This window comes from Curtobacterium sp. SGAir0471 (genome assembly GCF_005490985.1).
GTDB lineage: Bacteria > Actinomycetota > Actinomycetes > Actinomycetales > Microbacteriaceae > Curtobacterium.
This window is the reverse complement of the sequence record NZ_CP027869.1, coordinates 360,735-382,674: the sequence shown is the minus strand read 5'-3', so window position 1 is coordinate 382,674 and position 21,940 is coordinate 360,735. Positions and strand designations below refer to the sequence as shown.

Sequence of the window (21,940 nt, the reverse complement as noted above, 5' to 3'; positions counted from 1 at the left end):
CACGGTCCACTGCCGCCCACTCAGGATCGATTGATCTCCGGTATCTCATACTTCACTGGTGCTCGCCTCTCCCGCTGACATCGACCACCGCCCCGACGACGGATTCCCCGTCTTCCGCACATCGACCGCTGAGCGCCGGCGCACCGCGGTCCTGACCGCCGGCACGCTCGTGCTCGCTGTCGGAGTGGTGCTCGCCGTCGCCGAGGTCCTGCCGGTGCTCGACGGGTGGGTGCTCCCGACCGCGCTGGTCGCGCTGACGGCGGTCTTCCTCGCGAGCGGCCGCCGCTCGGCTGCGGTCGGGTCGACGAACACGGCACACGCGTGGGCGGGGTGGGCCGGGCTGACGGCGGGCCTGGCCGTGGCCGGTCTCGTCGACCTCGCCGGGTACGGCGGCGCGCTCGTCGCGGTGCTGCTCGTGGTCCTGGTGGTCGAGGCCGCGATCGCCCTCTGGTTCCGGTCGCCCGTGCACCTCGTGGTCGTGCAAGCACTCGCTGTCGTCTGGGGCGTCGTCGCCCACGTGTTCGGCACCGTGCCCTGGGCAGTCCTCGTGGCGGGGCTCGCCGGGGCATGGTGGGTGCGCCACGTCGGCCCCTCGCGGTCGGTGGTCGTCGGGACCACGATCGTCGTGCCCGTCGCCGTGGCCCTCGTCGTGCACCCGTTCACCCACACCGGCGCGGCGGTCGACACCGCGGACGTCGCCGTCCTCACCGGCGCGGTCGCGGCCGCTGCCACCGCAGCCGCGGTCGTCGGCCGCTCCCGGCCGGTCTCGACCGTCTGGAGCACCACCCGCCGGACCGTGACCGTGGTGCTCGTCCTCCAGGTCCTCACCGGAGCCGTGCCGGCGGTCGCGGTCGCCCTGGCGCCGTCGTCGTCGGCCTGGCCGTCCCTCCTGCTGGCGACCGCCACCCTCGCCGTCTGCGCTGCCGTGGTGGCGCTCCGCGCGACCCGGTCGGGGGTCGTCACGGTGCTCCTCCTCACCGTGCTGCAGCTGGCGGAGGTCGCGGCGGCGACCGTGTCGGGGACGGCAGCGGCGACGTCCGTGGGGCTCGGTGGGCTGCTCGCGCTGGCAGTGGTCACGCTGGTCCGGTGCGGACGTGCGTCGTCGTGGCTCGGCGTCCTGGTGGTCCCGCCGCTGTGGGCGGCGCTCCTCGGCGTACCGACCTGGGGGACCGCCGTCGTCTGGTGTGCCACGGGCGCGGTCGTCGTCCTGACGCTCGCCTCCGGCCGGGGCGTCCGACGATGAACGGGCGGTCGACGAAGACGGGGCAGCCGACGATGACGGAGCAGACCACGACGACGGGCCGGACCTCCCGGCGCCGGTTCCTGGCGGCCGGACTGGGCGTCACGGCCGCCGCGGCGGCGACGGGGGCCGTCCTCACCGGTCGGCCCGGTCCGGGTGACGACCCGCACGACGGACCCCGACGGCCGACCGTCCGGACCGATGCACTGACCGACACGACCGAGTACGACTACGTCGTGGTCGGCGCGGGTGCCGGCGGTGTCCCGCTGGCGGTCCGGCTCGCCGAGGCCGGGCACAGCGTCCTCGTCCTCGAGGCGGGTCCAGCAGCGACCGACCCGGACGTCTACTCGGTCCCCGCCTTCCACCTCTTCGCCTCGAGCGACCCGCAGATGAGCTGGGACTTCTGGGTCCGGCACTACACCGACACCGACGCGCACGGGTCGGCCTTCGTCCGCGAGCGCGACGGTGTCCTGTACCCGCGCGCCTCGACCCTGGGCGGGTGCACGGCGCACCACGCCCTGCTCATGCTCGCGCCCGAGTCCGACGACTGGGACCGGATCGGCCGCGCCACCGGCGATCCGAGCTGGAACGCGTCCGTCATGCAGCGGTACCAGGACCGCGTGCGGGAGTGGCTGCCGATCGAGACCTCGCCGGCCGCGATCCTGACCGAGGACTCGACCCTCGCCCGCATCGTGACCGCGGCGCTCGTCGAGACCGGGCACCTCGCCCCGCCGGCGTCGGACGTCGACGTGGAGCACGGCGCGGTCGGCGGGACCCTGCTCGACCCGAACGACCCGCGCGGCATCGAGGCGTACCGCGAGGGGACCTTCCTCGTCCCGCAGTCGACGCGGGACGGTCGTCGCTACGGCACCCGGGAGCGACTGCTCGAGGCGGCCCCGAGGCTCGAGGGGCGACTCGCGGTCCAGACGGACGCACTCGTCGAGCGGATCACCTTCGACACCTCCGGCGAGACGCCGCGCGCCACCGGGGTCGAGGCCGTCGTCGCGCCCTACCAGTACGGCGCCAGTCCGCTGCGTCGCAGGCTCGACCCCACCGTACGGGACCGCGCACGCGTCCACGTGACGGCGAGACGCGAGGTGGTCGTCGCGACCGGCGCCTTCAACACGCCGCAGCTGCTGATGCTCTCCGGCGTCGGGCCGGCAGCGCACCTCCGGCAACACGGCGTGGACGTCGTCGTGGACGCCCCCGGCGTGGGCGGCAACCTGCAGGACCGCTACGAGATGACCGTCGTCACGGAGTACGACCGGCCGTTCTCCGTCCTCGAGGGGAAGACGTACGGCCGACCCGGCGACCCCGGGCTGCGGGACTGGCGCTCGGGGGACCCGAACGCGCTCTACCGGTCGAACGGGATCCTGGTCGGGATCAAGCAACGCGTCCCGGACGGCAGCCCGCACCCCGAACTCTTCGTGTTCGGCGCGCCGTCGGGCTTCACCGGCTACCGACCGGGCTTCGCCGAGGACGGCCTCCGGGGTGGGGACCACTTCAGCTGGGCCGTCATCCGGGGCTACCAGCAGAGCATGGACGGCACCGTCCGGCTCCGGAGCGCCGACCCGACCGAGCCACCGGCGATCAACTTCCGGTACTTCGACGACGGCGGGGACTCCCCCGGGGTACGGCAGGACCTGCGTGCCGTCCGCGAGGGCATCGAGCGGGCACGCCGGATCACGGCCACCGCGCACCGACTGCGGTTCGGGGATGCCACGACGGACCGGGAGGTCTTCCCCGGGGCGGCGAAGCGCGGCGACGACCTCGACGCCGCCATCCGCGCCGACGCCTGGGGCCACCACGCGAGCTGCACCGCGCGGATGGGCCGCGACGGTGACCCGCACGCCGTGCTCGACAGCGACTTCCGCGTGCGTGGCACGGCGGGTCTCCGCGTCGTCGACGCCTCGGTCTTCCCGTCCATCCCCGCTCTCTTCCCCCTCATGACGATCTTCGCGGTGTCCGAACGCGCGGCCGACCAGATGCTGCACGACGCCCGCACCGACGACCAGGAGCGCCGACCGTGACCGTGTACCACCCCCTCGCGACCGACGACCTGCCCGAGGAGTGCGCGGTCGCCGTGGTCGGCTCCGGCTTCGGCGCATCCGTCGCCGCGACCCGGATCGCGCAGGCGTCCAGCGGTGCCGACACCGGCGGGGTCGTCATCGTCGAACGCGGCGACGAGTGGCTCCCCGCGGACTTCCCGACCGACTTCGCCGCCGTCCGCCGCGCGGTCCGGAGCCGTCGCAACCCGCTCGGCCTGTTCGACCTGCGTCTCGGCGCCGACGTCGACCGGCTCACCGCGAACGGGCTCGGTGGCGGTTCGCTCATCTACGCGAACGTGCTGCTCGAGGCTCGACCCGAGGTGTTCGACGACCACTGGCCGGCCGGCATCGACGCGGCCGCGCTGCAGCCGTACGCCGAACGGGTCCGACGGGTCCTCCGCCCGGAGCACGAGGACCGCCCGACACCGAAGGCGCACTCGCTCGACCACCTCGGGGCGGTGCACGGCCGTCGACCGGTCCGGCTCCCGCTGGCCGTCCGGTTGCACGGCGGTCCCGGGGAGACGAGCGCCGGCGTCCCCCAGCCGGAGTGCACGCGCTGCGGCAACTGCGTCACCGGGTGCACCGTCGGCGCCAAGACGACCCTCTGGACGACCTACCTGCCGACGGCCCGCTCCGCCGGGGCCCGGCTCGTCATCCGCGCCGAGGTGACGCACGTCACCGCCGGGACCGCGGGCCGACGGTGGACCCTGCACGGCCTGCGGTACCACCGGTCCGGCGGCCGACGCCCGACCCCGTTCGTGCTGCACGCCGACGTGGTGGTGCTCGGCGCCGGCGCGATCGGGACGACGGGGATCCTGCTGCGGAGCGCCGCCGAAGGCCTGCGGACGAGCGCACGGCTCGGGGAACGGTTCTCCGGCAACGCCGACGCCCTCTCGGTGTCGTACAACGCGACCGTTCGCCGCACCGGTACCGGGGCCCGCGACCAGGCCGTGCCCGAGGTCGCGATCGGCCCGACCATCACGAGCGCACTCGACCTCCGGAGCGGCGGATCGGGTCACCTCGTGCAGGACGGCGCGCTGCCCTACCCGGTGGCCGAGGCGCTGCGGCGCGTCCTCGGCCTGCGCTTCGCGCTCAGCGCTGACAGCCGGGTGTGGTGCGACCTGCGCCCGGGCGGTTGCCCGCCGGGATGCGGTGCACTCGAGCACTCGCAGGTCTGGCTCGCGATGGGGTCCGACTCGGCGGAGGGGCGCATCGTGCTCGACGGACGAGGGCAGCCTCGCATCGTCTGGCCGGACGCCGGGGCGCAGGACGTCTACGCGCGGCAGCTCGACGACCTCCGGGTCCTGTCCGAGGGCGCGTCCGCCCGCTTCGTCGGCAACCCTCGGCGAGCGCTCCTGCAGCGCGGAACGCCCGCGACCACCCCGATCACCGTGCACCCGCTCGGCGGGGCGGCGATGGCGGACGACGTGGACCACGGGGTGTGCGACGCCGACGGACGGGTCCTCCACGCCGACGGCGGTACGCACCCCGGGCTCTACGTCGTCGACGGTGCGCTCTGCCCGACCTCGACCGGCGCCAACCCGTCGCTCACGATCGCGTCCATCGCTGAGCGGATCGCCGAGCGGCTCGTCACCCGGGACCTCGAGGAGCTGCTCGGTCCGACGGTCCGGAGCGGAGGCGTCGCATGACCACCCGCCGCACGACCGCACGCCACACGACCGGCTGGGCGCTCGCGCTCGCTGCGGCCCTCACCGTGACCGCCGGCGTCGTGCCCTCCGTCCGCGACGCCCTCCGCACGGACCAGGTGCTCAGCGCCGCGGCGCACGATGACCTGCCGGCGGAACCGCTGCACCTCCGCCCCGCCCACGGCCCGGTCGCGCACCTCCGCACCGGGACGCTCCAGGTGCCCGACCTGGGCGGCGGCGCGCACCGGGTCCGGGTCGGCGTCGTCGACCCGGTGGGCGAACCGGTCGCCGACGTCCTGTTCCTGCACGGGCACGCCGACCGGCTCGACAACCACGCAGCACTGTTCGAGGACCTCCGCGCGGCGGGCGTCCGCGTGGTGTCCTTCGACCTGCCGTCCCACGGCGCGACGGACGCGGGTGCGATCGACCGGTGGTCGTTCGACGATCTCGGAGCGCTGGCCGCCCGGGTCGCGCACGCCACCGAGCAGGACCCGGACCGGCCGTTCGTGCTCGCGGGGTGGTCCTTCGGCGGGCTGCTGGCGACCCGCTCCGTGCAGGAGCCGGCGATCCGGGCGGCGTTCGGACGACCGGTCGCCGGGCTCGCGCTGGAGTCCCCCGCCGTCGCGCCGCTGCCGTTCGCAGGCGGGGACGGCGTGTCCCGGCTCCGCGCCCTGACGCACGACCTGTCCGCGCCGGTCGCCGGACCGCCGCGTCCTGCCTCGCCGTTCCTCGACCCGGTCTTCGCCGGGCGGCTCGTCGCGCAGGCGGCCGTCGCAGCGAACGAGCCGCTGCCCGCCGGGATGCCGGCCCTCGTGGAGGTCGGCGGGGACGACGAGGACCGCTACGTCGACGTCCCGGCTGTCCGACGGTGGGCCGAGGACGTCGCACCCCGCGACGGCGCGCAGGTCCGGACGGTGCGGTGCGCAGGGGCCCGGCACGGTCTCGACATCGAGTCCTGGCCGGTCGGCGACGCTGCACGCGCGGACCTCGTCGACTTCGTGCGGGGCGCAGCGGGTGCACCCGTCACCACGACGCGCCACCACGAGGGCGGTGCTGCGTGCGAGTGACCACGTTCCGCGAACGCATGGCGGGGCGGGTCGGTTCCGTCGCCGGTACGCCGTGGACGATCCGACCACGCGGGGTGACGGCCGGTGCGGCGATCGTCCGGACGGCGGCGAGCACCGTCGGCGCCAGGTCGACCGTGCTCGACCTGGACGACCTGCTCGTGCGCGTCGACGCGGTCGATCCCGAGCGCGACGGATTCCGGGCGACGGTGCTGCGAGGCTCCGTGACCGGGCTGACGGCCACGCCGCTCGCGGTGGTGCACGGCTTCGCGGACATCCTCGCGGTCGCCGGGCCGGAGCGGCACATGCACTACCGGCTGGTCCTGTCGTCCGGTGCCGATGTGTACGTGGTCGACGGGCTGAAGGTCGTCCGTGGGGGTCTCCGCCGCGTGTGGACGGCGACGACGACGCTGCACACGGTCGCGGTCCGGGTGTCGGCTGACGAGTTGCCCGGTGATGCCGTCTCCCGTGCGAGGTGGGCCGACGAGGGCGGCGCGCAGGGCGAGGTGGTCCTCGCCGGAGTGCTCCGCGTCCGCGGCCTGCTCCGACAGGCCGCATCGCTCCGCGGACGGGCCCTGCCGTTCCTCGCGGGCTTCGCCCGGCGCGCCCTCGGGTCCTCCTGACACCGCCCGGCACCGCACCGGGTGACCGCGGTCCACGCTGCAGGCCATGCTCTTCCGGGACGTCGCCGAGGGGCGCGACCGCCTCGAGATCACACACACCAACACCTACCTGGTCGAGACGGGCGACCGCCTGTTCGTCGTCGACGCGGGGCTGCCCGCCGCCTGCGCCGCGGAGCGGTCGACAGGCCCGGCGCGTGGACCTGTCCGCGAGAGCGACAGTGCGCGCCGAACCGTCGGCGGCAGGCTGTCGCTGCCGCGGTGGTGAACGCGACCGGCTGACGGACGGGAGGCGCGGGGCGGCCCCGCCGCGCGCCTCCCGTCCGCCGCGGTGTGCCTGTCCGCGCGCCCGTTCCTTCCCAGAACGGTTGCGATGACTGGTGGGAACGGGCGTACCTGGTCGTTCGTGACGACCAGGAACGCCCGGTTCCACCCGGCACGCCCGGTTCCACCCGGTACGCCCGGTTCCACCCGGTACGCCCGGTTCGCCCGAGCTCGCCGCGCGGGAGCGCCGAGCCAGCGCCGGGGAAAGCCGCGAGCGCCTACTCGGGCAGGACCACGTCCTCGGGGCGACCCGACGCTGCCGAGCGCCCCGCGGCCTCCATGAGCGCGAGGCTCCGCAGGTTGTCGCGGCCGCTCGTCTCCGGCGCCGGACCGCCCTCGACCGAGCGCGCGAAGGCCTGCAGCCCGCCCTGCCGGTCGGTGTGCTCGAGCGTCGGCAGCTCGACGGGCTCGGCCTCGGCGTCCTGGTCCGTCCGGAGCGTCACGCGGTCCCCGGCGACCTCGCTCGGCGATCCGTCGCGGCTCGTGAACCAGATCTCGCCGTCCTCGCCCTGGATGCTCCACTCCCCCGCCCACGCGGTGCGGGGCGCGCGCGAGAGCCAGCTGCCGCGGTAGCTCACCACGAGGCCGTCCTCGAGCTCGATGATCATCGACGTCACGGCCTCGTCCTGGTACTTGCTGTAGGACGGGTACGACGCGCGGGCGTAGACGCGGACGGCCTCCTTCCCGGTGATCATCCGGAGCAGGTCGAAGTGGTGGATCGCCATGTCGTTGATCATCGGGTGCGGGAACCGGTAGTGCGGGTAGGTCTCGACGGGCTGGTCGTTGTCCCACTGGCGGAAGTCGATGCTGATCGCCGAGAGCTCGCCGAGCTCCCCCGCCGCGAGCAGGTCCTGCACCGCCCGCGGTGCCGGGTACCAACGGTAGTTCTGGCTGACCTGCAGCACGAGCCCGAGTTCCTCGGCCCGGCGGACCGCGGTGAGCGCCTCGTCGGTGGAGTTCGCGAACGGCTTCTCGACCAGGACGTGCTTGCCGGCGTCGAGGGCCTCGAGCGCGAGCGGCACGTGCGTCACCGCCGGGGCGGTGATCACGACGGCGTCGGCCTCGACCCCGGCGAGCGCCTCGGTGAGCGAGGCGAACGCGGCCGAGGCGGGCAGTCCGAGGTCCTCGCGCACCGCGTCCAGTGTCGCGGGGACCGGGTCGACGAGCCCGACCACCTCCACTTCGGTGACCTGCGGGATGGCGGTGCGGGCCCAGTTGCCGCCCCACCCTCCGAGACCGACGTGGATGATGCGGACCGTCATGCGTGCACTCCTTCGTGACCGGCGCCCCACGACTCCCGCGGCGCGTGCGTCCAGTCTGTCAGGCCCGCGACGGGTGTCGTGCAGGGGGCTGCGTCAGTGCGTCCAGGCGTAGGCGATGAGCGCCATGGTGACGATGAACCCCGCCAGGTAGTTGATCCAGAGGAACCGCTTCCACCCCGCGTTCGCCGCCTCGGCTCCGGCGTCGGTGACGTTCCACCACGGCAGCACGTTGAGCGCGTACGGCACGACGACGATCGCCGCGATCGGCCCCGGGAAGTCCGAGAACAGCAGCGCGACGCCCGCGACGAGGTACGCCACGAAGGCCAACCGCACGGTCGCCCGGGCGCCGATCACGGTCGCGACGGAGCCGATGCCGCCCGCACGGTCGGCCAGCACGTCCTGCACGGCACCGAACGCGTGCGAGGCCACGCCCCACAGGAAGAACGCGACGCACACGGCGACGAGCGCCCCGGTCCAGTGCGGTCCGGCGAGCGCCAGCCCGTACACCGCTGGCGACACGAAGTGCGTCGACGACGTCAACGAGTCGAGGAACGGCTTCTCCTTGAAGCGCAGGCCCGGCGCGGAGTACGCGATCACCGCGAAGACGCTGATCGCGAGGACGAGCCACGACCAGGGCCCGTTGCCGCTCAGGGCGCCGAGCACCACGAGGGCGATCAGGAACGGCACGTTCGTCACGACGACGGCCCACAGCGTGGTGCGGTGCACGCTCTTGTCGAGCAGTGCGCCCTCGACCCCGCCCTTGCGTGGGTTCCGCAGGTCGGACTCGTAGTCGAAGACGTCGTTGATGCCGTACATCGCCAGGTTGTACGGCACGAGGAAGTACACGACCCCGACGAGGAACGCGACGAGCGAGAACCCGCCCCCGCCGTCGACGCCGACCCCGCTGCCGAGCAGGTACGCGGCACCGAACGGGTACGCGGTGTTCACCCAGCTGATCGGCCGGGAGGACACGAACAGGGCGCGCGCCGTCGACGGTCTGGAGGCACTGCTCACGGTCACGGGGTCTCCTCCGGTCGACGGGGTGGCTGGGTCGGCCGTTCCGACCGTACCGCCCGTCCGTCGCGTCGCGCGCGCGGCCGCTCGAGCAGCACCCAGCAGCTCGGCAGCAGCAGGACGGCGCCGATCGAGTACGCGAGGTCCTCGACGGGGAACAGCCCGATCCGGGCGCCGGAGATCAGCGCGTCGTCGTACGCCACGATGCCGAGTCCCACGATCACGTTGTTGAAGACGCCCGTCATCACGAGCAGCACGACGCCGACCACCACGGCACTCACGACACCGCCGACGATGCCGGTACGCCGTCGCCCAGCACCACGGCGTCGGGCCGCGACCACCCCGGCCGCCACGGCGACGAGCGCGGCGGACGCCAGGAACGGCACCGCGAGCAGGGCGTACGTGGTCGTCCCGGTCACGAGCGCGCCTCCTCGTCGACACGGTCCGACGACCCGGCAGGGTCCGGCGATCCGGCGCGGTCGAGCCGCCTGGCCACGACCGGACGCAGGGCACCGAACAGGTCCATCGTCGTCCAGCACAGGAGCACGAGGAAGAAGACCTCCTCCAACGGGACCTCGGGCGCGAGCAGGACGCCCGTGAGCAGGTCGTTCCGCCCGATGAAGAAGACGCCGAGGTGCACGCCCGCGACGTCCCACACGAGGAAGAACACGAGGCCGATCGCCATCACCGCGGCCGCTCGGAGCGGGCTCCGCCAGAAGAACAACCGGTACCGGGCGTCGAGCACCGCGATGCCGGCGATCGACACGAGGAGTCCGGCGAGGTACGCCCCCGGCATCAGCCCGCGGCCGGAGCGGTCGACCGCGCCGGCAGCGGCGTCGGCAGCGGCTCGGTCGAGGTGTCGCCGTGGATGCGCTTGAGCAGCACCTCGGCGCTGATCAGGCACATCGGCAGACCGATGCCCGGCGTGGTCGACGCGCCCGCGTAGTACAGCCCCTGGACCTTGGCGGAGACGTTCTTCTCGCGGAAGAACGCGCTCTGCGCCAGCGTGTGCGCGGGCCCCAGCATCGAGCCGCTCCACGCGTTGTAGTCGTCGGCGAAGTCCTGCGGGCCGATCGTCCGGCGGACGCGGATGCGGTCGCGCAGGTCGGGCACCCCGGAGCGCCCGGCGATGACGTCGATCGCGCGGTCGGCGATCCGCTCGACCTCGGCGTCGCCGGCGCCGTCGATCCCGCCCTTGCCGATGGACAGGTCGGCGGGCAGCGGCACCAGGACGAACAGGTTGCTCGACCCCTCGGGCGCGACGGTGTCGTCGGTGAGCGAGGGCGCGCAGACGTAGATCGACGCCGGGTCCGGCACGTGCCGGTCCTTGCCGAAGATGGCGCCGAAGTTCGCCTCCCAGTCGGCGGTGAACACGAGCGTGTGGTGCAGCAGCCCGGGCACGGGGCCGTCGACGCCGAGGTAGACGAGCACGGCGCTCGGCCCAGGGTCGCGCTTCCGCCAGTGCGGCTCCGGGTACGTCCGGTGCTCCGCGTCGAGCAGGTGCAGCTCGGTGTGGTGCAGGTCCGCGGCGCTCACCACGAGGTCGGCGGGCACGGTGTGCTCCGTCCCGGACGCGTCGCGGTGGACGACGCCCGTCACGTGCCCGTCCTCGACCACGATCCGCTCGACGGACGCACCGGTCGTGATCGTCGCACCCTCGCGGCGGGCGACCCGCTCGACGGCCGCGATGACCTCGGTGATGCCGCCCTTCGGGTAGAGCACGCCGTCCGCCAGGTCGAGGTGGCTCATCAGGTGGTACATGCTCGGCGCGGCGTACGGGCTCGTGCCGAGGAACACCGCCGGGTACCCGAGGACCTGCCAGAGCCGGCGGTCGCGGACGGCCTTCGACGCGAACGTCGACAGCGGCTGCAGCAGGAGGCGGGCGAGCTTCGGCAGGCGTCGGAGCACGTCCGGGGCGGCGAGCTTCGTCAGGTCCGCGAAGGTCGTGTAGAGGAACCGGCGGACCGCCATCGCGTAGGTGTCCTCGGCGGAGTCGAGGTACTTCCGCAGTCGCTCGCCGGCACCGGGCTCGACCGACTCGAACAGCGCGATGTTCGCCTCGCGGTCGGCGCGCAGGTCGATGGGCTCGTCGTCACCCTCGCTGTACACGCGGTACCCCGGGTCGAGCCGCACCAGGTCCATCTCGGCCTCGGCCGTGGTGTCGAGCAGCTGGAAGAAGTGGTCGAAGACCTCGGGCATGAGGTACCACGACGGTCCGGTGTCGAACCGGAAGCCGTCCCGTTCCCACGACCCGGCTCGGCCGCCGAGCTGGTCGCGCTGCTCGAGCACGGTGACGGCGTAGCCGTCGCGGGCGAGCAGCGCGGCGGACGCGAGTCCGCTGATGCCGCCGCCGACGATGACGGCACGCCGGGCCGGCACCGCGCGCCGCGACGCGGGTGCGGACGGACGGGAGGCGCGGGGCGGGGTCATGCACGGCCTCCGGACCGGTGGTGGGCCGCGCGGGACGGCAGCGGGGCGCGCCCCGCGAGCACGCGTGCGGCGAGCTGCGCCTTCACCGGGTTCGGGACGCGCACGCGCGTCGTCACCAGACGGTCCGCCGGGCAGGCGGCGATGCGGTCGTTGAGCTCCTGGAACAGCGCGTGCGCGAGCCCGACGGCCTTGCGGGCGTCGACCGGGAGCAGCGGGACGGTGCGCGCGGCGCGGTCGAGGTCCGCCTGGACGTCGGCGACCAGGCGGTCCTTCGTGGCCTCGTCGAAGGTGCGGACGTCGACGCCCGGGAAGTACGAGCGGCCGAGCACCTCGAAGTCGGCGTGCAGGTCCCGCAGGAAGTTCACCTTCTGGAAGGCCGCTCCGAGCGCCCGCGCCCCGTCCACGAGCACGGCGTCGTCGAAGGTCGGTCGGCCGGCGCGGTACACGAAGGCACGGAGGCACATCAGGCCGACGACCTCGGCGGAGCCGTACACGTACCGGTCGAACGACTCCTGGTCGTGCTCCGTCTGCTCGAGGTCCATGCGCATCGACGCGAAGAACGGCTTCGTGAGCTCCGGCCCGAAACCGGTCGTGCGTGCCGTGCGGGCGAAGGCGTGCACGACGGGGTTCACCGAGAAGCCGAGGCGCATCGCACGCTCGGTGTCGGCCTCGAGCTCGTCCAGGACCGTCCGGGCCAGGTCGTGGTCGAGCCCGGCCTCGGTCGCCGGGCCGTCGACGACCTCGTCGGCCACGCGGACCAGGGCGTACACGTTGCGGATGTGCTCGCGGGTGTCCTTGGTGAGGAGCCGGCTCGCCAGCCCGAACGAGGTGGAGTAGCGCTCGATGACGACCCCGGAGGCGGCCTCGGCCGTCGCGTCGTAGAGGGGCAGACGCGGTGGTGCGGTCTGGGTCACCGCACGCGCTCCAGCAGTTCGGACACCAGGTGCTCCAGTCGTTCGGCGAGCTCGTAGGGCAGGGCCGCGAGCTCGGCGCGGGCGAGGGCGGCGTGCTCGGCGATCCGGGACTCCGCCGCGGACTTCGCGCCGCAGGTCTCCAGGGTCGCACGGAGCTCGGCCGCGCGGTCCTCGGTCAGGTCGGGGTCGCCGAGGTACGGCGCGATGTCGTCCCAGCAGTCGGTGGTCGCGGCATAGGCGATGAGCATGGTGCGCTTGCCCTCGCGGAGGTCGCCGAGCACCGACTTGCCGGTCACGGTCTCGTCGCCGTAGACCCCGAGCAGGTCGTCGACGATCTGGTACGCGATGCCGATCTCGCGGCCGAAGGCACCGAGGGCCTCGACCACGGACTCGGGCGCACCGGCGAGCACGGCGCCGGACTGCAGCGGGGCCTCGAAGGAGTAGACGCTCGTCTTCGCCCGTTCCATGGCGAGCACCTCGTCGACGGTCGGCATCACGCCGAGCGCGAGGTCGACGTCGGTCATCTCGCCGGCGGCGCTCGCGAAGACCGCGTCGTCGAGGATCTCGAGCAGCCTGGCGCGACGGTCACCGGTGACACCGGACGCCTCGATGAAGCGGGTCGTCGCGGCGAGCGCGAGGTCGCCCGCGATGACCGCTGCGCTGACCCCGCGGTGCTCGGCGGTGGGCAGCGCCAGGCCACCCGTGGTGCCGGTGTCGCGGAAGGAGCCGGCGACGTTCGGCTCCCCACGGCGCGACCAGTCGCGGTCGATGACGTCGTCGTGCACGACCAGCGCGGTGTGCAGCAGCTCGTACGCCGCTGCGACGTTCGCGGCGGCGTGGGCGTCCGTGCCGCCGAGCCCGGCGTACGCGGTCAGGACCATGCGCGGACGGAAGCGCTTGCCGCCCATGCTCGCTCGACGGAGCACCCGCCAGAGTTCCTCGGACGGTCTGCCGAACCGACGCGCACGGGCCGACGACACCGCGAAGAAGCGCTCGATGCAGTCGTCGACCAGTGCGAGGTCGATCTGCGCCACGGTGGCCGCTTCCTCGCTCATTGGCCTAACCTATCGGGGCAGATGAACACTTTCCCGGAATCCGTCGTCCTGCTCGCCGAAGACCGCACTCCGATCGGCACCGCCGAGAAGTTCGCGGTGCACACCGAGGACACCCCGCTCCACCTCGCGTTCTCGTGCCACGTGCGCAACGCCGAGGGCAAGGTCCTCGTGACCCGGCGCGCCCTGTCGAAGAAGACGTGGCCGGGGGTGTGGACGAACACGTTCTGCGGGCACCCCGGTCCGGACGAGGCGTTCGAGGACGCCGTCGCCCGCCGGGCATCCCGCGAGCTCGGCATCACGGTCCGCGACGTCGAGCTCGTGCTGCCCGACTTCCGGTACCGCGCGGTCGACGCGTCGGGCATCGTCGAGAACGAGGTCTGCCCGGTGTTCCGTGCCGTGACCGACGACGTCCCGGCCCCCGCGGACGACGAGGTCGCCGAGGTCGCCTGGGTCTCCGAGGACGAACTGCGGGCGTCGGTCGCCGCCGCACCGTTCGCGTGGAGCCCGTGGCTCGGCTGGCAGCTCGCCGAGCTCGAGCAGCAGGGGCTGCGCGTCACCCGCTGAGCGACCGCTCACTCGACGCACGTCCCGTCACCGGGTAACGTGGCCCGCTGGTCGCGCCCCGGCGACCACGGACGACCGGAAGGGCAGGTGAGGCGCGATGTCGGGTGACCATCCTCGATCGGGCCGCGTGACCGCCCCGGTCGTCACCCTGCCCGTTCGCTGACGCACGCCAGCGCCCCGGTCCCGCCGGCGCCCGTGCACGCCCTGCTCCGTCGAGGAGCATCGCGCCTGCCTGCTCCCGAGCACGAGGAGCACGACATGGCACGCATCGACGACGCCGTCTACATCAGAGGACGACGTGTCCCCGGCCCCGCGACCCTGCGCTCCGTCGCGGATCCCTACACGGCTGCGGATCGACATGCGGTCACGGCGGACGACGGCGCGCTCGCGTGGATCGGACTGCTGCGCCCCGACGACGCCGAGCTCGAGGCGGTCGCCGCCGAGTTCGACCTGCACGAGAACGCCGTCGAGGACGCCCGCAAGGGACACCAGCGCGCCAAGCTCGAGCGGTACGGCGACACGCTCTTCCTGGTGCTCCGCCCCGCACGGCACCGCGCGGACACGAACGAGGTCGAGTTCGGCGAGGTGCACCTGTTCGTCGGACGGCAGTTCGTGGTGAGCGTCCGGCACGCCGAGGAGCCCGACCTCGCCGCCGTGCGCTGCCGGGTCGAGGCGGACCCGGAGTTCCTCGCGATGGGGTCCGAGGCCGTCACGGCGGCCGTGCTCGACGAGATCGTGGACGGCTACGCCCCGGTGGTCGAGGTCATCCAGGACCAGGTCGACGCGATCGAGGACCAGCTCTTCGCCGGCCAGGTCGACCCCGGCGTCTCCAAGCGCATCTACCAGCTGCTCAGCGAGGTGCTCGGGTTCCAGCGCGCCACGGCCCCGGTGCCGGCGATGGTGCGCGGGCTGCTCCGGGGCGCCGAGAAGTACGGCGTCGACGACGAGGTGCAGCACCGGCTGCGCAACGTGCTCGACCACGCCCTGCGGGTGACCGAGCGCGTGGACTCGTTCCGGGCGCTGCTCGAGAACGCCCTGACGCTGCACTCGACCCTCGTCACGCAGGAGCAGAACGAGGCGATGCGCCGGATGACGAGCGCGTCGCTGGCGCAGGGCGAGGAGAGCCGGCAGTTGGCGCGGGCCGCACACCGTCAGGGCGAGGAGGTCAAGAAGATCTCCTCGTGGGCGGCGATCCTGTTCGCGCCGGGGCTCATCGCGGGCGTCTACGGCATGAACTTCGACCACATGCCGGAGCTGCACTGGGAGTACGGGTACCCGGTCGCGATCGTGGCGATGCTCGCCCTGGCGGGGATCCTCTGGCTCGTGTTCCGGAAGCGCAACTGGCTCTGATCCCTCGCGGCGCGGGGATCGACGACGGGCCCGTCACCCCGGACGGGGTGACGGGCCCGTGCGCGGCTGAGCGGGATCCGCTCAGCCGCGCCGACCGCGGGATCCGCTCAGCCGCAGGACCGGAGTGCCGCGACGTTGCCGTCGAGCGATGCCGGTCCGCCGAGCAGCACGACGTGGTTCGCCCCGAACGAGTCGATGAAGTCCAGGGTGTCCTCGGGGATGCAGCCGGGCTTCACGATGACGAGCGGCGAGCCGGAGACCGCGGCGAGCGGCGTGCCGGACAGCGCGTCCGGGAACTTCGTGCCCACCGCGACGTAGACCGTGTCGCTGTAGCCGCCGAACGGTGCGAAGACGTCCCACGACAGGTTCGCCGACACGTCGAAGCGGGTCGCGCCCTCGTAGCGACCGGACCACTTGTCGCCGGCCACGTCGTGCGCCACTGCGTCGCTCAGCGAGATCGCGCCGCCGACGGCCCAGACCGACTCGACGCCGAGCGATCGCCGGACCGCAGCCGCGGCGGGGTCGGCCGTCCACTTGCCCGGCGTGATCATCAGCGGGACGTCGTCGTACGCGGCCGCGGCCCCCGCGGAGAGCGCGTCCGCGAAACCGGTGCCGTTCGCTAGGTACATGCTCGACGCACCGCTGGCACCCCACGTGTCGGTCGCGAGCTGCCGGGCGACCGCGTACCGGTCCGCTCCGGACACCCGACGGACGTCGGGCGCGAGGCCCTGCAGCTGCGTGAACACGTCGGCGGAGACCGACGGCGGTCCGCCGACGACGACGATGCGGGCGGGAGCACGGGCGACGATCGCCCGGCGCACGACGTCGGGGATCGCGGTCGGGGTGACGAGCAGGAGCGGCGCGTGGTCGTGCGCGGCGACCGGTCCGGCCGTCAGCGCGTCGGGGAAGTTCTCGCCGTTGGCGACGTAGACCGTGCCGCCGGTGCCGGGGATCCGCTCGGCGACCGCCGCCGAGACGTCGTACCGGTTCCCGCCGTCGATGCGGGTGACGTCGCGGACGGGCTCCTGCAGGTCGATCACCATGCCGGTGTCGAACTGTCCGGGTCGGACGGTCAGCGGCGTCGCGGCCGCGGGGTCGGTCGCCCAGCGCGAGCCGGCCCACCAGCTCGTCGCCCAGCTGCCGTCGAGTGCGCTGAACCGCAGGACGTACCGCCCGGCGACGAGCCCGGTGATCGTCCACGACTCGTCGGACTGCTGGTCGATGTCGGTGCCGCTCACCAGGACGGGGCGGCCGCCGTGCTCGTCGAGGCGCCACGCGGTGACGACGCCGAAGACGTCAGGGTGGGAGGTGCCCGCCGGGTACTTCCACTCGCCGACGACGATGCCGGGGTGGTGCGCGGTGAAGGCCCCGAGCCGGACGGTCTGCCCCGCGCCCACGACGACCTTCGTCGCCTCGCGCTGCGTCGGGGCGTCCGGGTACCAGGACTGCGCTACGAACTTCTGTTCGTCGGAGGGATCCCGCAGCGACAACCAGTAGGTGCCCGCCGGCACCGTCGCGACGAACGAACCGTGCGCCGCCTGGTCGACCGACGTGACGACGTACCCGCTCGCGTCGACCACGTCGATCGTCGCAGGCGGGGCCATGCCTTCGTCCTCGAGGAAGACCTGACCGACGAGGCGCCCGTCGGTCGAGGCGGCGGTCGCGGTGGTCGGCAGCAGGACCGCGCCGACGAGCGCGGCCACGGCGGCGATCGCCGCGACGATGGACCGCCCCCGCAGGGCACGCGGCACGGTGCGGTGGTTCAAGGGCCGGCGCGGCGCCCGGGCGTCGCGCGGCGTCGTGGCGCCGCGGACCGTGGCGGCGGCAGCGGGGGCGGTCGGGTCCGCCTCGTTCTGAGGATGCACAGCCGAATCGTAGGTGCGTGTGGCAACGCCGCGCAGCCCCGGTCCGAGGGACACCCTCCGGCTGGCGCGCAGCCGACTGCCGTGCATAATGATCTGGCTCGGGATGTGAACGTGCACATCGAGGTGCCACGACCCCGGGCGGGAGAGAGCAACGATGGCGTCACCGCGGACACAGCAACCGCGCTCGCCCAGCATCCGCGACGTCGCGCGGGTCGCCGGCGTCTCGCACCAGACGGTGTCGCGCGTGCTCAACAACTCGGACGCGATCCGTGCCGAGACGAAGGACCGCGTGCTCGCCGCGATGGAGCAGCTGCAGTACCGGCCGAACCGGGCTGCGCGCGCCCTCGTCACCAGCCGGACGCACACGATCGGCGTGCTCACCGCGCAGCGCTCGCACTACGGTCCGGCCGCGACGATGCAGGCGATCGAGGACGCCGCCGTCACGCGCGGCTACTCGGTCACGACCGCGAACATCGCCGCCGCCACCGACGAGGCGGTCCGCGACGGCCTCGGGCACCTGCTCGACCAGGACGTCGACGGCATCATCGTCATCGCCCCGCAGCAGCGCGTGTTCGACCTCATCGAGGAGCTCGGCATGCGGACGCCCTACGTGGCGCTCCGCACGAGCGGCGGCGACGAGCGCTCGACGCTCTTCATCGACCAGATGGAGGGCGCCCGGCTGGCGACCGCGCACCTGCTCGACCTCGGGCACGAGTACGTACGGCACCTGGCGGGGCCGCAGGACTGGATCGAGGCCGAGGCCCGGATGCAGGGGTTCCTGCGCGAGATGTCCGACCGGGACATGCCCGTCGTCCCGCCGATCCTGGGGGACTGGACCGCGGACTTCGGCTACCACGCCGGCCGCGAACTCCTGCGGTACCGGGACTGCACGGCGATCTTCTGCTCGAACGACGCGATGGCGCTCGGGGTCATGCACGCGGCGCGCTCCTACGGCCTCGACGTGCCGGGCGACCTGTCCGTGGTCGGCTACGACGACATCCCCGAGGCAAAGCACCTCTGGCCACCGCTGACCACGGTGGAGGTCGACTTCCCGGAGCTCGGTCGCCGCTGCGTGGAACTGCTCCTGCCGTCCGAGGGGCACGCGCTCCGCCCGGTCGACCTCGTGCCGCAGCTCGTGGTGCGCGGATCGACGGGCGCACCCCGCCGTCGCTGATGCGACCACCCGTCGGCCTGGAGGCGCGTGGCGGCGCCGCCCCGCGCCTCCCGTCCGTCCTGCTCTCGTCGCACGACGTGCCGCTCACCTCCGCCGCATACGGCAAGTTGCGCGACCGGAGCGCACGCACCACCCCACCTCGGGGGGGCGTCAGCGCGCGGAATCCGCCGGATCACGCGGGCCGTTACACAAACGCGACCGAACCGAATTGACAGCCGCGACGGGGCTGTGCGTAAATTACCTCCGTTCCGCCGATGTGAACGGTCACATGACCGTCACACAGCACTCGTCCCGAACGACGAGCGGCAGGACACCGGACGCGACAACGAGGTCCACGCAGGTTCTCCTGCGCCCCCGGTGCCGCACCTCACCACCCGAAGGACTGCCGCACCGCAGCGGCAGAAGGAGATGCACCGTGGCGTCAACCCCACAGGGACCGGACCTGGCCACCAGGTCCGTCACCAGCGCCGAGACCATCCTCGAGATGCGGTCGATCACCAAGGAGTTCCCTGGTGTCAAGGCGCTCTCGGAAGTGTCGCTGAGCGTCCGCGCCGGCGAGATCCACGCGATCTGCGGCGAGAACGGCGCCGGCAAGTCGACCCTCATGAAGGTGCTGTCGGGCGTCTACCCGTACGGCACCTACAGCGGCGAGATCGTCTACGAGGGCGAAGAGGTCCGCTTCAAGGACATCAAGCAGTCCGAGCAGGCCGGCATCGTCATCATCCACCAGGAGCTCGCGCTCATCCCCGAGCTGTCGATCACCGAGAACCTGTTCCTCGGCAACGAGCCCGGTCGCTTCGGTGTCATCGACTGGACCAGCGCCCAGCTCCGCGCGCAGGACCTGCTCGCCCGCGTCGGCCTCGACGAGGACCCGGACACGCAGATCAAGAACCTCGGTGTCGGCAAGCAGCAGCTCGTCGAGATCGCGAAGGCCCTGCACAAGGACGTCAAGCTCCTCATCCTCGACGAGCCGACCGCGGCCCTGAACGAGAACGACTCGCAGCACCTGCTCGACCTGATCGTCGGGCTGAAGTCCAAGGGCATCGCGAGCATCATCATCAGCCACAAGCTCAACGAGATCGAGCAGATCGCCGACGAGATCACGATCATCCGTGACGGCAAGGCGATCGAGACGCTCAACGTGAAGGGCGACGGCGTCAACGAGGACCGCATCATCCGCGGGATGGTCGGGCGCTCGCTCGAGAGCCGCTTCCCGGACCGCACCCCGAAGATCGGCGAGGTCTTCTTCGAGGTGAAGAACTGGACCGTCCAGCACCCGCAGGACGCGTCCCGCCTGGTCGCCAAGGGATCGAACTTCCACGTCCGTCGCGGCGAGATCGTCGGCTTCGCGGGCCTGATGGGCGCCGGCCGCACGGAGCTCGCGATGAGCATCTTCGGCCGCTCGTACGGCAACTTCATCGACGGCCAGATCATCAAGGACGGCCGCGAGATCAAGATCGCGAACGTGCAGCAGGCGATCCAGCACGGCCTCGGCTACGTCTCCGAGGACCGCAAGGCCCTCGGCCTGAACCTGCTCGACACGGTGAAGCGCTCCACGGTCGCCGCCGACCTGCCGAAGATCTCGAAGGCCGGCGTCGTCGACTCCCTCGAGGAGTACGACGTCGCCGAGCGCTACCGCAAGATGCTCCGCACCAAGGTGCCGACCGTCGAGGAGAACGTCGGCAAGCTGTCCGGCGGGAACCAGCAGAAGGTCGTCCTGTCCAAGTGGATGTTCACCGACCCGGACCTGCTGATCCTCGACGAGCCCACCCGCGGCATCGACGTCGGCGCGAAGTTCGAGATCTACGGCATCATCCAGCAGCTCGCGGCGCAGGGGAAGGGGATCATCCTCATCTCCTCCGAGCTCCCCGAACTCCTCGGCCTCTCCGACCGGATCTACACGATCTTCGAGGGCCAGATCACGGCCGACGTCCCCGCGGACCAGGCCGACCCCGAAACCCTCATGCGCAGCATGACCTCCGCGCGGAAGGGCGCACTGATCTCATGAAGAACCTGAAACTGCTCTTCGGCAAGGGCAACAGCATCGGCCAGTACGGCATGATCATCGCGCTCATCGCGATCCTGATCCTGTTCTCGATCCTGACGAACGGGCTCATCCTCGAGCCGACGAACATCATCAACGTGTTCCTGCAGTACTCCTACATCCTCATCCTGGCGCTGGGGATGGTCATGGTGATCATCGCGGGACACATCGACCTGTCGGTCGGTTCGGTCGCGGCGTTCACCGGCATCATCGTCGCCCAGTCGATGGCGCAGTGGCACTTCCCGGCGTGGGCCGCGATCATCCTCGGCCTGGCCGTGGGTGCGGCGGTCGGAGCCTGGCAGGGCTTCTGGGTGGCGTTCGTGAAGGTCCCGGCCTTCATCGTGACCCTGGCCGGCCAGCTCATCTTCCGCGGTGCGAACCAGATCATCGGCAACTCGACCTCGCAGCCCGTCCCGAGCGACTACGCGCAGATCGGCTCCGGCTTCCTGCCCGACTTCGGGCCGGACTTCGGGTTCTCGAACGGCACGCTCATCCTCGGTCTCGTCACCTGCCTCGTGCTGATCTTCCTCGAGATGCGCGGTCGTCAGCGTCGCAAGAAGATGCAGGCCGAGCTCGTCCCGCTCTGGGTCTCGATCGTCCGCACGGGCATCCTGGTCGCCGTCACCCTCGTCGCGACGTACCTGTTCGCCGCCGGCCCGGCCGGTACCTCGATCCCGATCGTCGCGATCATCCTCGGCGTCCTGACCATCGTCTACGGCTTCCTCACCAAGAACACGATCTTCGGCCGCCAGGTCTACGCGGTCGGTGGCAACGCGAACGCCGCCGTCCTGTCGGGTGTCAGCGCCCGCAAGGTCAACTTCTTCGTGATGATGAACATGTCCGTCCTGGCCGCCGTCGCCGGCATGGTCTTCGTCGGCTACTCGGGCGCCTCGGGCCCGGCCGACGGCACCGGCTGGGAGCTCGACGCGATCGCCGCCGTGTTCGTCGGTGGCGCCGCGGTCGCCGGTGGCATCGGGACGATCTCCGGGTCGATCATCGGTGGTCTCGTCATGGCCCTGCTGTCCAACGGCCTGTCGCTGGTGGGCCTCGAGTCCAACCGCGTCCAGATCATCCGCGGTCTCGTCCTGCTCGTCGCCGTCGCCTTCGACGTCTACTCGAAGTCGCAGGGGCGTCCGTCCCTGATCGGCGGGATGTTGAAGCAGTTCCAGCGGAAGGACACCCAGGACAACACGGTGGCCGCGCAGCAGCCGCGGAGCATCGAGGACCAGCCCGAGAAGGTCAACGTCCAGTAACACGTGGCGGGCGGCCGCTCCGGTGGCCGCCCGCACGATCCCTGCACCACACAGCACCACTCCTCAACGAAGA

General features: G+C 72.4%; 19 protein-coding genes. 11 read left to right on the top strand and 8 right to left on the bottom strand.

The genetic code is table 11. From position 1 onward, the window contains the following. Positions 1-58 precede the first annotated feature (58 nt). The 6 genes from C1N91_RS01905 to C1N91_RS16550 are packed head-to-tail and all read left to right on the top strand — an operon-like array spanning position 59 to position 6,886. On the top strand, positions 59-1,243 hold the full coding sequence (locus C1N91_RS01905) for a hypothetical protein (RefSeq protein ID WP_137766370.1): 1,185 nt from the start codon (positions 59-61) through the stop codon (positions 1,241-1,243). A 32-nt stretch (positions 1,244-1,275) separates the two neighbouring features. Beyond that, positions 1,276-3,270 (top strand): GMC family oxidoreductase, encoded by a 1,995-nt coding sequence (locus tag C1N91_RS01900; RefSeq protein WP_175415864.1) that lies wholly within the window; start codon positions 1,276-1,278, stop codon positions 3,268-3,270. Next, on the top strand, positions 3,267-4,937 hold the full coding sequence (locus C1N91_RS01895; protein WP_137766368.1) for a GMC family oxidoreductase N-terminal domain-containing protein: 1,671 nt from the start codon (positions 3,267-3,269) through the stop codon (positions 4,935-4,937). The genes C1N91_RS01900 and C1N91_RS01895 overlap by 4 nt, the downstream gene beginning before the upstream one ends. Next, positions 4,934-6,001, top strand: a complete 1,068-nt coding sequence (locus tag C1N91_RS01890; RefSeq protein WP_137766367.1) for an alpha/beta hydrolase — start codon at positions 4,934-4,936, stop codon at positions 5,999-6,001. The genes C1N91_RS01895 and C1N91_RS01890 overlap by 4 nt, the downstream gene beginning before the upstream one ends. Beyond that, positions 5,992-6,621, top strand: coding sequence for a hypothetical protein (locus tag C1N91_RS01885; protein ID WP_137766366.1), 630 nt, complete (start codon positions 5,992-5,994; stop codon positions 6,619-6,621). Before C1N91_RS01890 ends, C1N91_RS01885 begins: the two co-directional genes overlap by 10 nt. Positions 6,622-6,667: 46 nt before the next feature. After that, positions 6,668-6,886, top strand: coding sequence for a hypothetical protein (locus C1N91_RS16550; protein WP_175415863.1), 219 nt, complete (start codon positions 6,668-6,670; stop codon positions 6,884-6,886). Between the two features lie 274 nt (positions 6,887-7,160). Here C1N91_RS16550 and C1N91_RS01875 read toward each other — a convergent pair whose 3' ends face one another. The 7 genes from C1N91_RS01875 to C1N91_RS01850 all read right to left on the bottom strand — a co-directional run bounded on the left by C1N91_RS01875 (position 7,161) and on the right by C1N91_RS01850 (position 13,617). Continuing rightward, the gene (locus C1N91_RS01875) at positions 7,161-8,204 is read right to left on the bottom strand and encodes a Gfo/Idh/MocA family protein (RefSeq protein ID WP_137766365.1); all 1,044 of its coding nucleotides are present in this window, start codon (positions 8,202-8,204) and stop codon (positions 7,161-7,163) included. 93 nt (positions 8,205-8,297) lie between these two features. Then, positions 8,298-9,224, bottom strand: coding sequence for a prenyltransferase (locus C1N91_RS01870; RefSeq protein WP_137766364.1), 927 nt, complete (start codon positions 9,222-9,224; stop codon positions 8,298-8,300). Further along, entirely contained in the window at positions 9,221-9,637 is a 417-nt protein-coding gene (locus C1N91_RS01865; RefSeq protein ID WP_175415862.1) for a lycopene cyclase domain-containing protein, read from the bottom strand. Before C1N91_RS01865 ends, C1N91_RS01870 begins: the two co-directional genes overlap by 4 nt. After that, positions 9,634-10,014 carry a lycopene cyclase domain-containing protein gene (locus tag C1N91_RS01860; protein ID WP_137766363.1) on the bottom strand — a complete coding sequence of 127 codons (381 nt, stop codon included), beginning with the start codon at positions 10,012-10,014 and terminating at the stop codon, positions 9,634-9,636. The genes C1N91_RS01865 and C1N91_RS01860 overlap by 4 nt, the downstream gene beginning before the upstream one ends. Beyond that, complete coding sequence (crtI, locus tag C1N91_RS16545) at positions 10,014-11,648, bottom strand: phytoene desaturase family protein (protein ID WP_175415861.1); 1,635 nt, start codon at positions 11,646-11,648, stop codon at positions 10,014-10,016. The genes C1N91_RS01860 and crtI overlap by 1 nt, the downstream gene beginning before the upstream one ends. Beyond that, positions 11,645-12,562, bottom strand: a complete 918-nt coding sequence (locus tag C1N91_RS16540; protein WP_175415860.1) for a phytoene/squalene synthase family protein — start codon at positions 12,560-12,562, stop codon at positions 11,645-11,647. Before C1N91_RS16540 ends, crtI begins: the two co-directional genes overlap by 4 nt. After that, a complete protein-coding gene (locus C1N91_RS01850) occupies positions 12,559-13,617 on the bottom strand; it encodes a polyprenyl synthetase family protein (RefSeq protein WP_137766362.1) in 1,059 nt (352 codons plus the stop codon). Before C1N91_RS01850 ends, C1N91_RS16540 begins: the two co-directional genes overlap by 4 nt. Positions 13,618-13,638: 21 nt before the next feature. On the opposite strand from C1N91_RS01850, the gene idi reads away from it, so the two are divergent. Both idi and C1N91_RS01840 read left to right on the top strand, forming a co-directional pair. Beyond that, positions 13,639-14,181, top strand: coding sequence for an isopentenyl-diphosphate Delta-isomerase (idi, locus tag C1N91_RS01845; RefSeq protein WP_137766361.1), 543 nt, complete (start codon positions 13,639-13,641; stop codon positions 14,179-14,181). A gap of 258 nt (positions 14,182-14,439) precedes the next feature. Then, positions 14,440-15,531, top strand: coding sequence for a magnesium and cobalt transport protein CorA (locus C1N91_RS01840; protein ID WP_137766360.1), 1,092 nt, complete (start codon positions 14,440-14,442; stop codon positions 15,529-15,531). Positions 15,532-15,638: 107 nt separating this feature from the next. Here C1N91_RS01840 and C1N91_RS01835 read toward each other — a convergent pair whose 3' ends face one another. Next, positions 15,639-17,396: a cell wall-binding repeat-containing protein gene (locus C1N91_RS01835; protein ID WP_175415859.1), complete on the bottom strand. Its 1,758-nt coding sequence runs from the start codon at positions 17,394-17,396 to the stop codon at positions 15,639-15,641. A 154-nt stretch (positions 17,397-17,550) separates the two neighbouring features. Here C1N91_RS01835 and C1N91_RS01830 point away from each other — a divergent pair, with 154 nt between their 5' ends. The 3 genes from C1N91_RS01830 to mmsB all read left to right on the top strand — a co-directional run bounded on the left by C1N91_RS01830 (position 17,551) and on the right by mmsB (position 21,867). After that, a complete protein-coding gene (locus C1N91_RS01830; RefSeq protein ID WP_058728650.1) occupies positions 17,551-18,570 on the top strand; it encodes a LacI family DNA-binding transcriptional regulator in 1,020 nt (339 codons plus the stop codon). 484 nt (positions 18,571-19,054) lie between these two features. Further along, positions 19,055-20,578, top strand: a complete 1,524-nt coding sequence (gene mmsA, locus C1N91_RS01825) for a multiple monosaccharide ABC transporter ATP-binding protein (RefSeq protein WP_137768606.1) — start codon at positions 19,055-19,057, stop codon at positions 20,576-20,578. Beyond that, positions 20,575-21,867, top strand: coding sequence for a multiple monosaccharide ABC transporter permease (gene mmsB, locus C1N91_RS01820; RefSeq protein WP_137766358.1), 1,293 nt, complete (start codon positions 20,575-20,577; stop codon positions 21,865-21,867). The genes mmsA and mmsB overlap by 4 nt, the downstream gene beginning before the upstream one ends. The last annotated feature ends 73 nt before the right edge of the window (positions 21,868-21,940 follow it).

Coding starts and splice junctions, on each gene's coding strand:
- C1N91_RS01860 (WP_137766363.1), bottom strand. CDS start 10,014: ATGCCGGGGGCGTACCTCGCCGGACTCCTCGTGTCGATCGCCGGCATC.
- C1N91_RS01840 (WP_137766360.1), top strand. CDS start 14,440: ATGGCACGCATCGACGACGCCGTCTACATCAGAGGACGACGTGTCCCC.
- C1N91_RS01890 (WP_137766367.1), top strand. CDS start 4,934: ATGACCACCCGCCGCACGACCGCACGCCACACGACCGGCTGGGCGCTC.
- mmsA (WP_137768606.1), top strand. CDS start 19,055: ATGCGGTCGATCACCAAGGAGTTCCCTGGTGTCAAGGCGCTCTCGGAA.
- crtI (WP_175415861.1), bottom strand. CDS start 11,648: ATGACCCCGCCCCGCGCCTCCCGTCCGTCCGCACCCGCGTCGCGGCGC.
- C1N91_RS01875 (WP_137766365.1), bottom strand. CDS start 8,204: ATGACGGTCCGCATCATCCACGTCGGTCTCGGAGGGTGGGGCGGCAAC.
- C1N91_RS16550 (WP_175415863.1), top strand. CDS start 6,668: ATGCTCTTCCGGGACGTCGCCGAGGGGCGCGACCGCCTCGAGATCACA.
- C1N91_RS01830 (WP_058728650.1), top strand. CDS start 17,551: ATGGCGTCACCGCGGACACAGCAACCGCGCTCGCCCAGCATCCGCGAC.
- idi (WP_137766361.1), top strand. CDS start 13,639: ATGAACACTTTCCCGGAATCCGTCGTCCTGCTCGCCGAAGACCGCACT.
- C1N91_RS01850 (WP_137766362.1), bottom strand. CDS start 13,617: ATGAGCGAGGAAGCGGCCACCGTGGCGCAGATCGACCTCGCACTGGTC.
- mmsB (WP_137766358.1), top strand. CDS start 20,575: ATGAAGAACCTGAAACTGCTCTTCGGCAAGGGCAACAGCATCGGCCAG.
- C1N91_RS01900 (WP_175415864.1), top strand. CDS start 1,276: ATGACGGAGCAGACCACGACGACGGGCCGGACCTCCCGGCGCCGGTTC.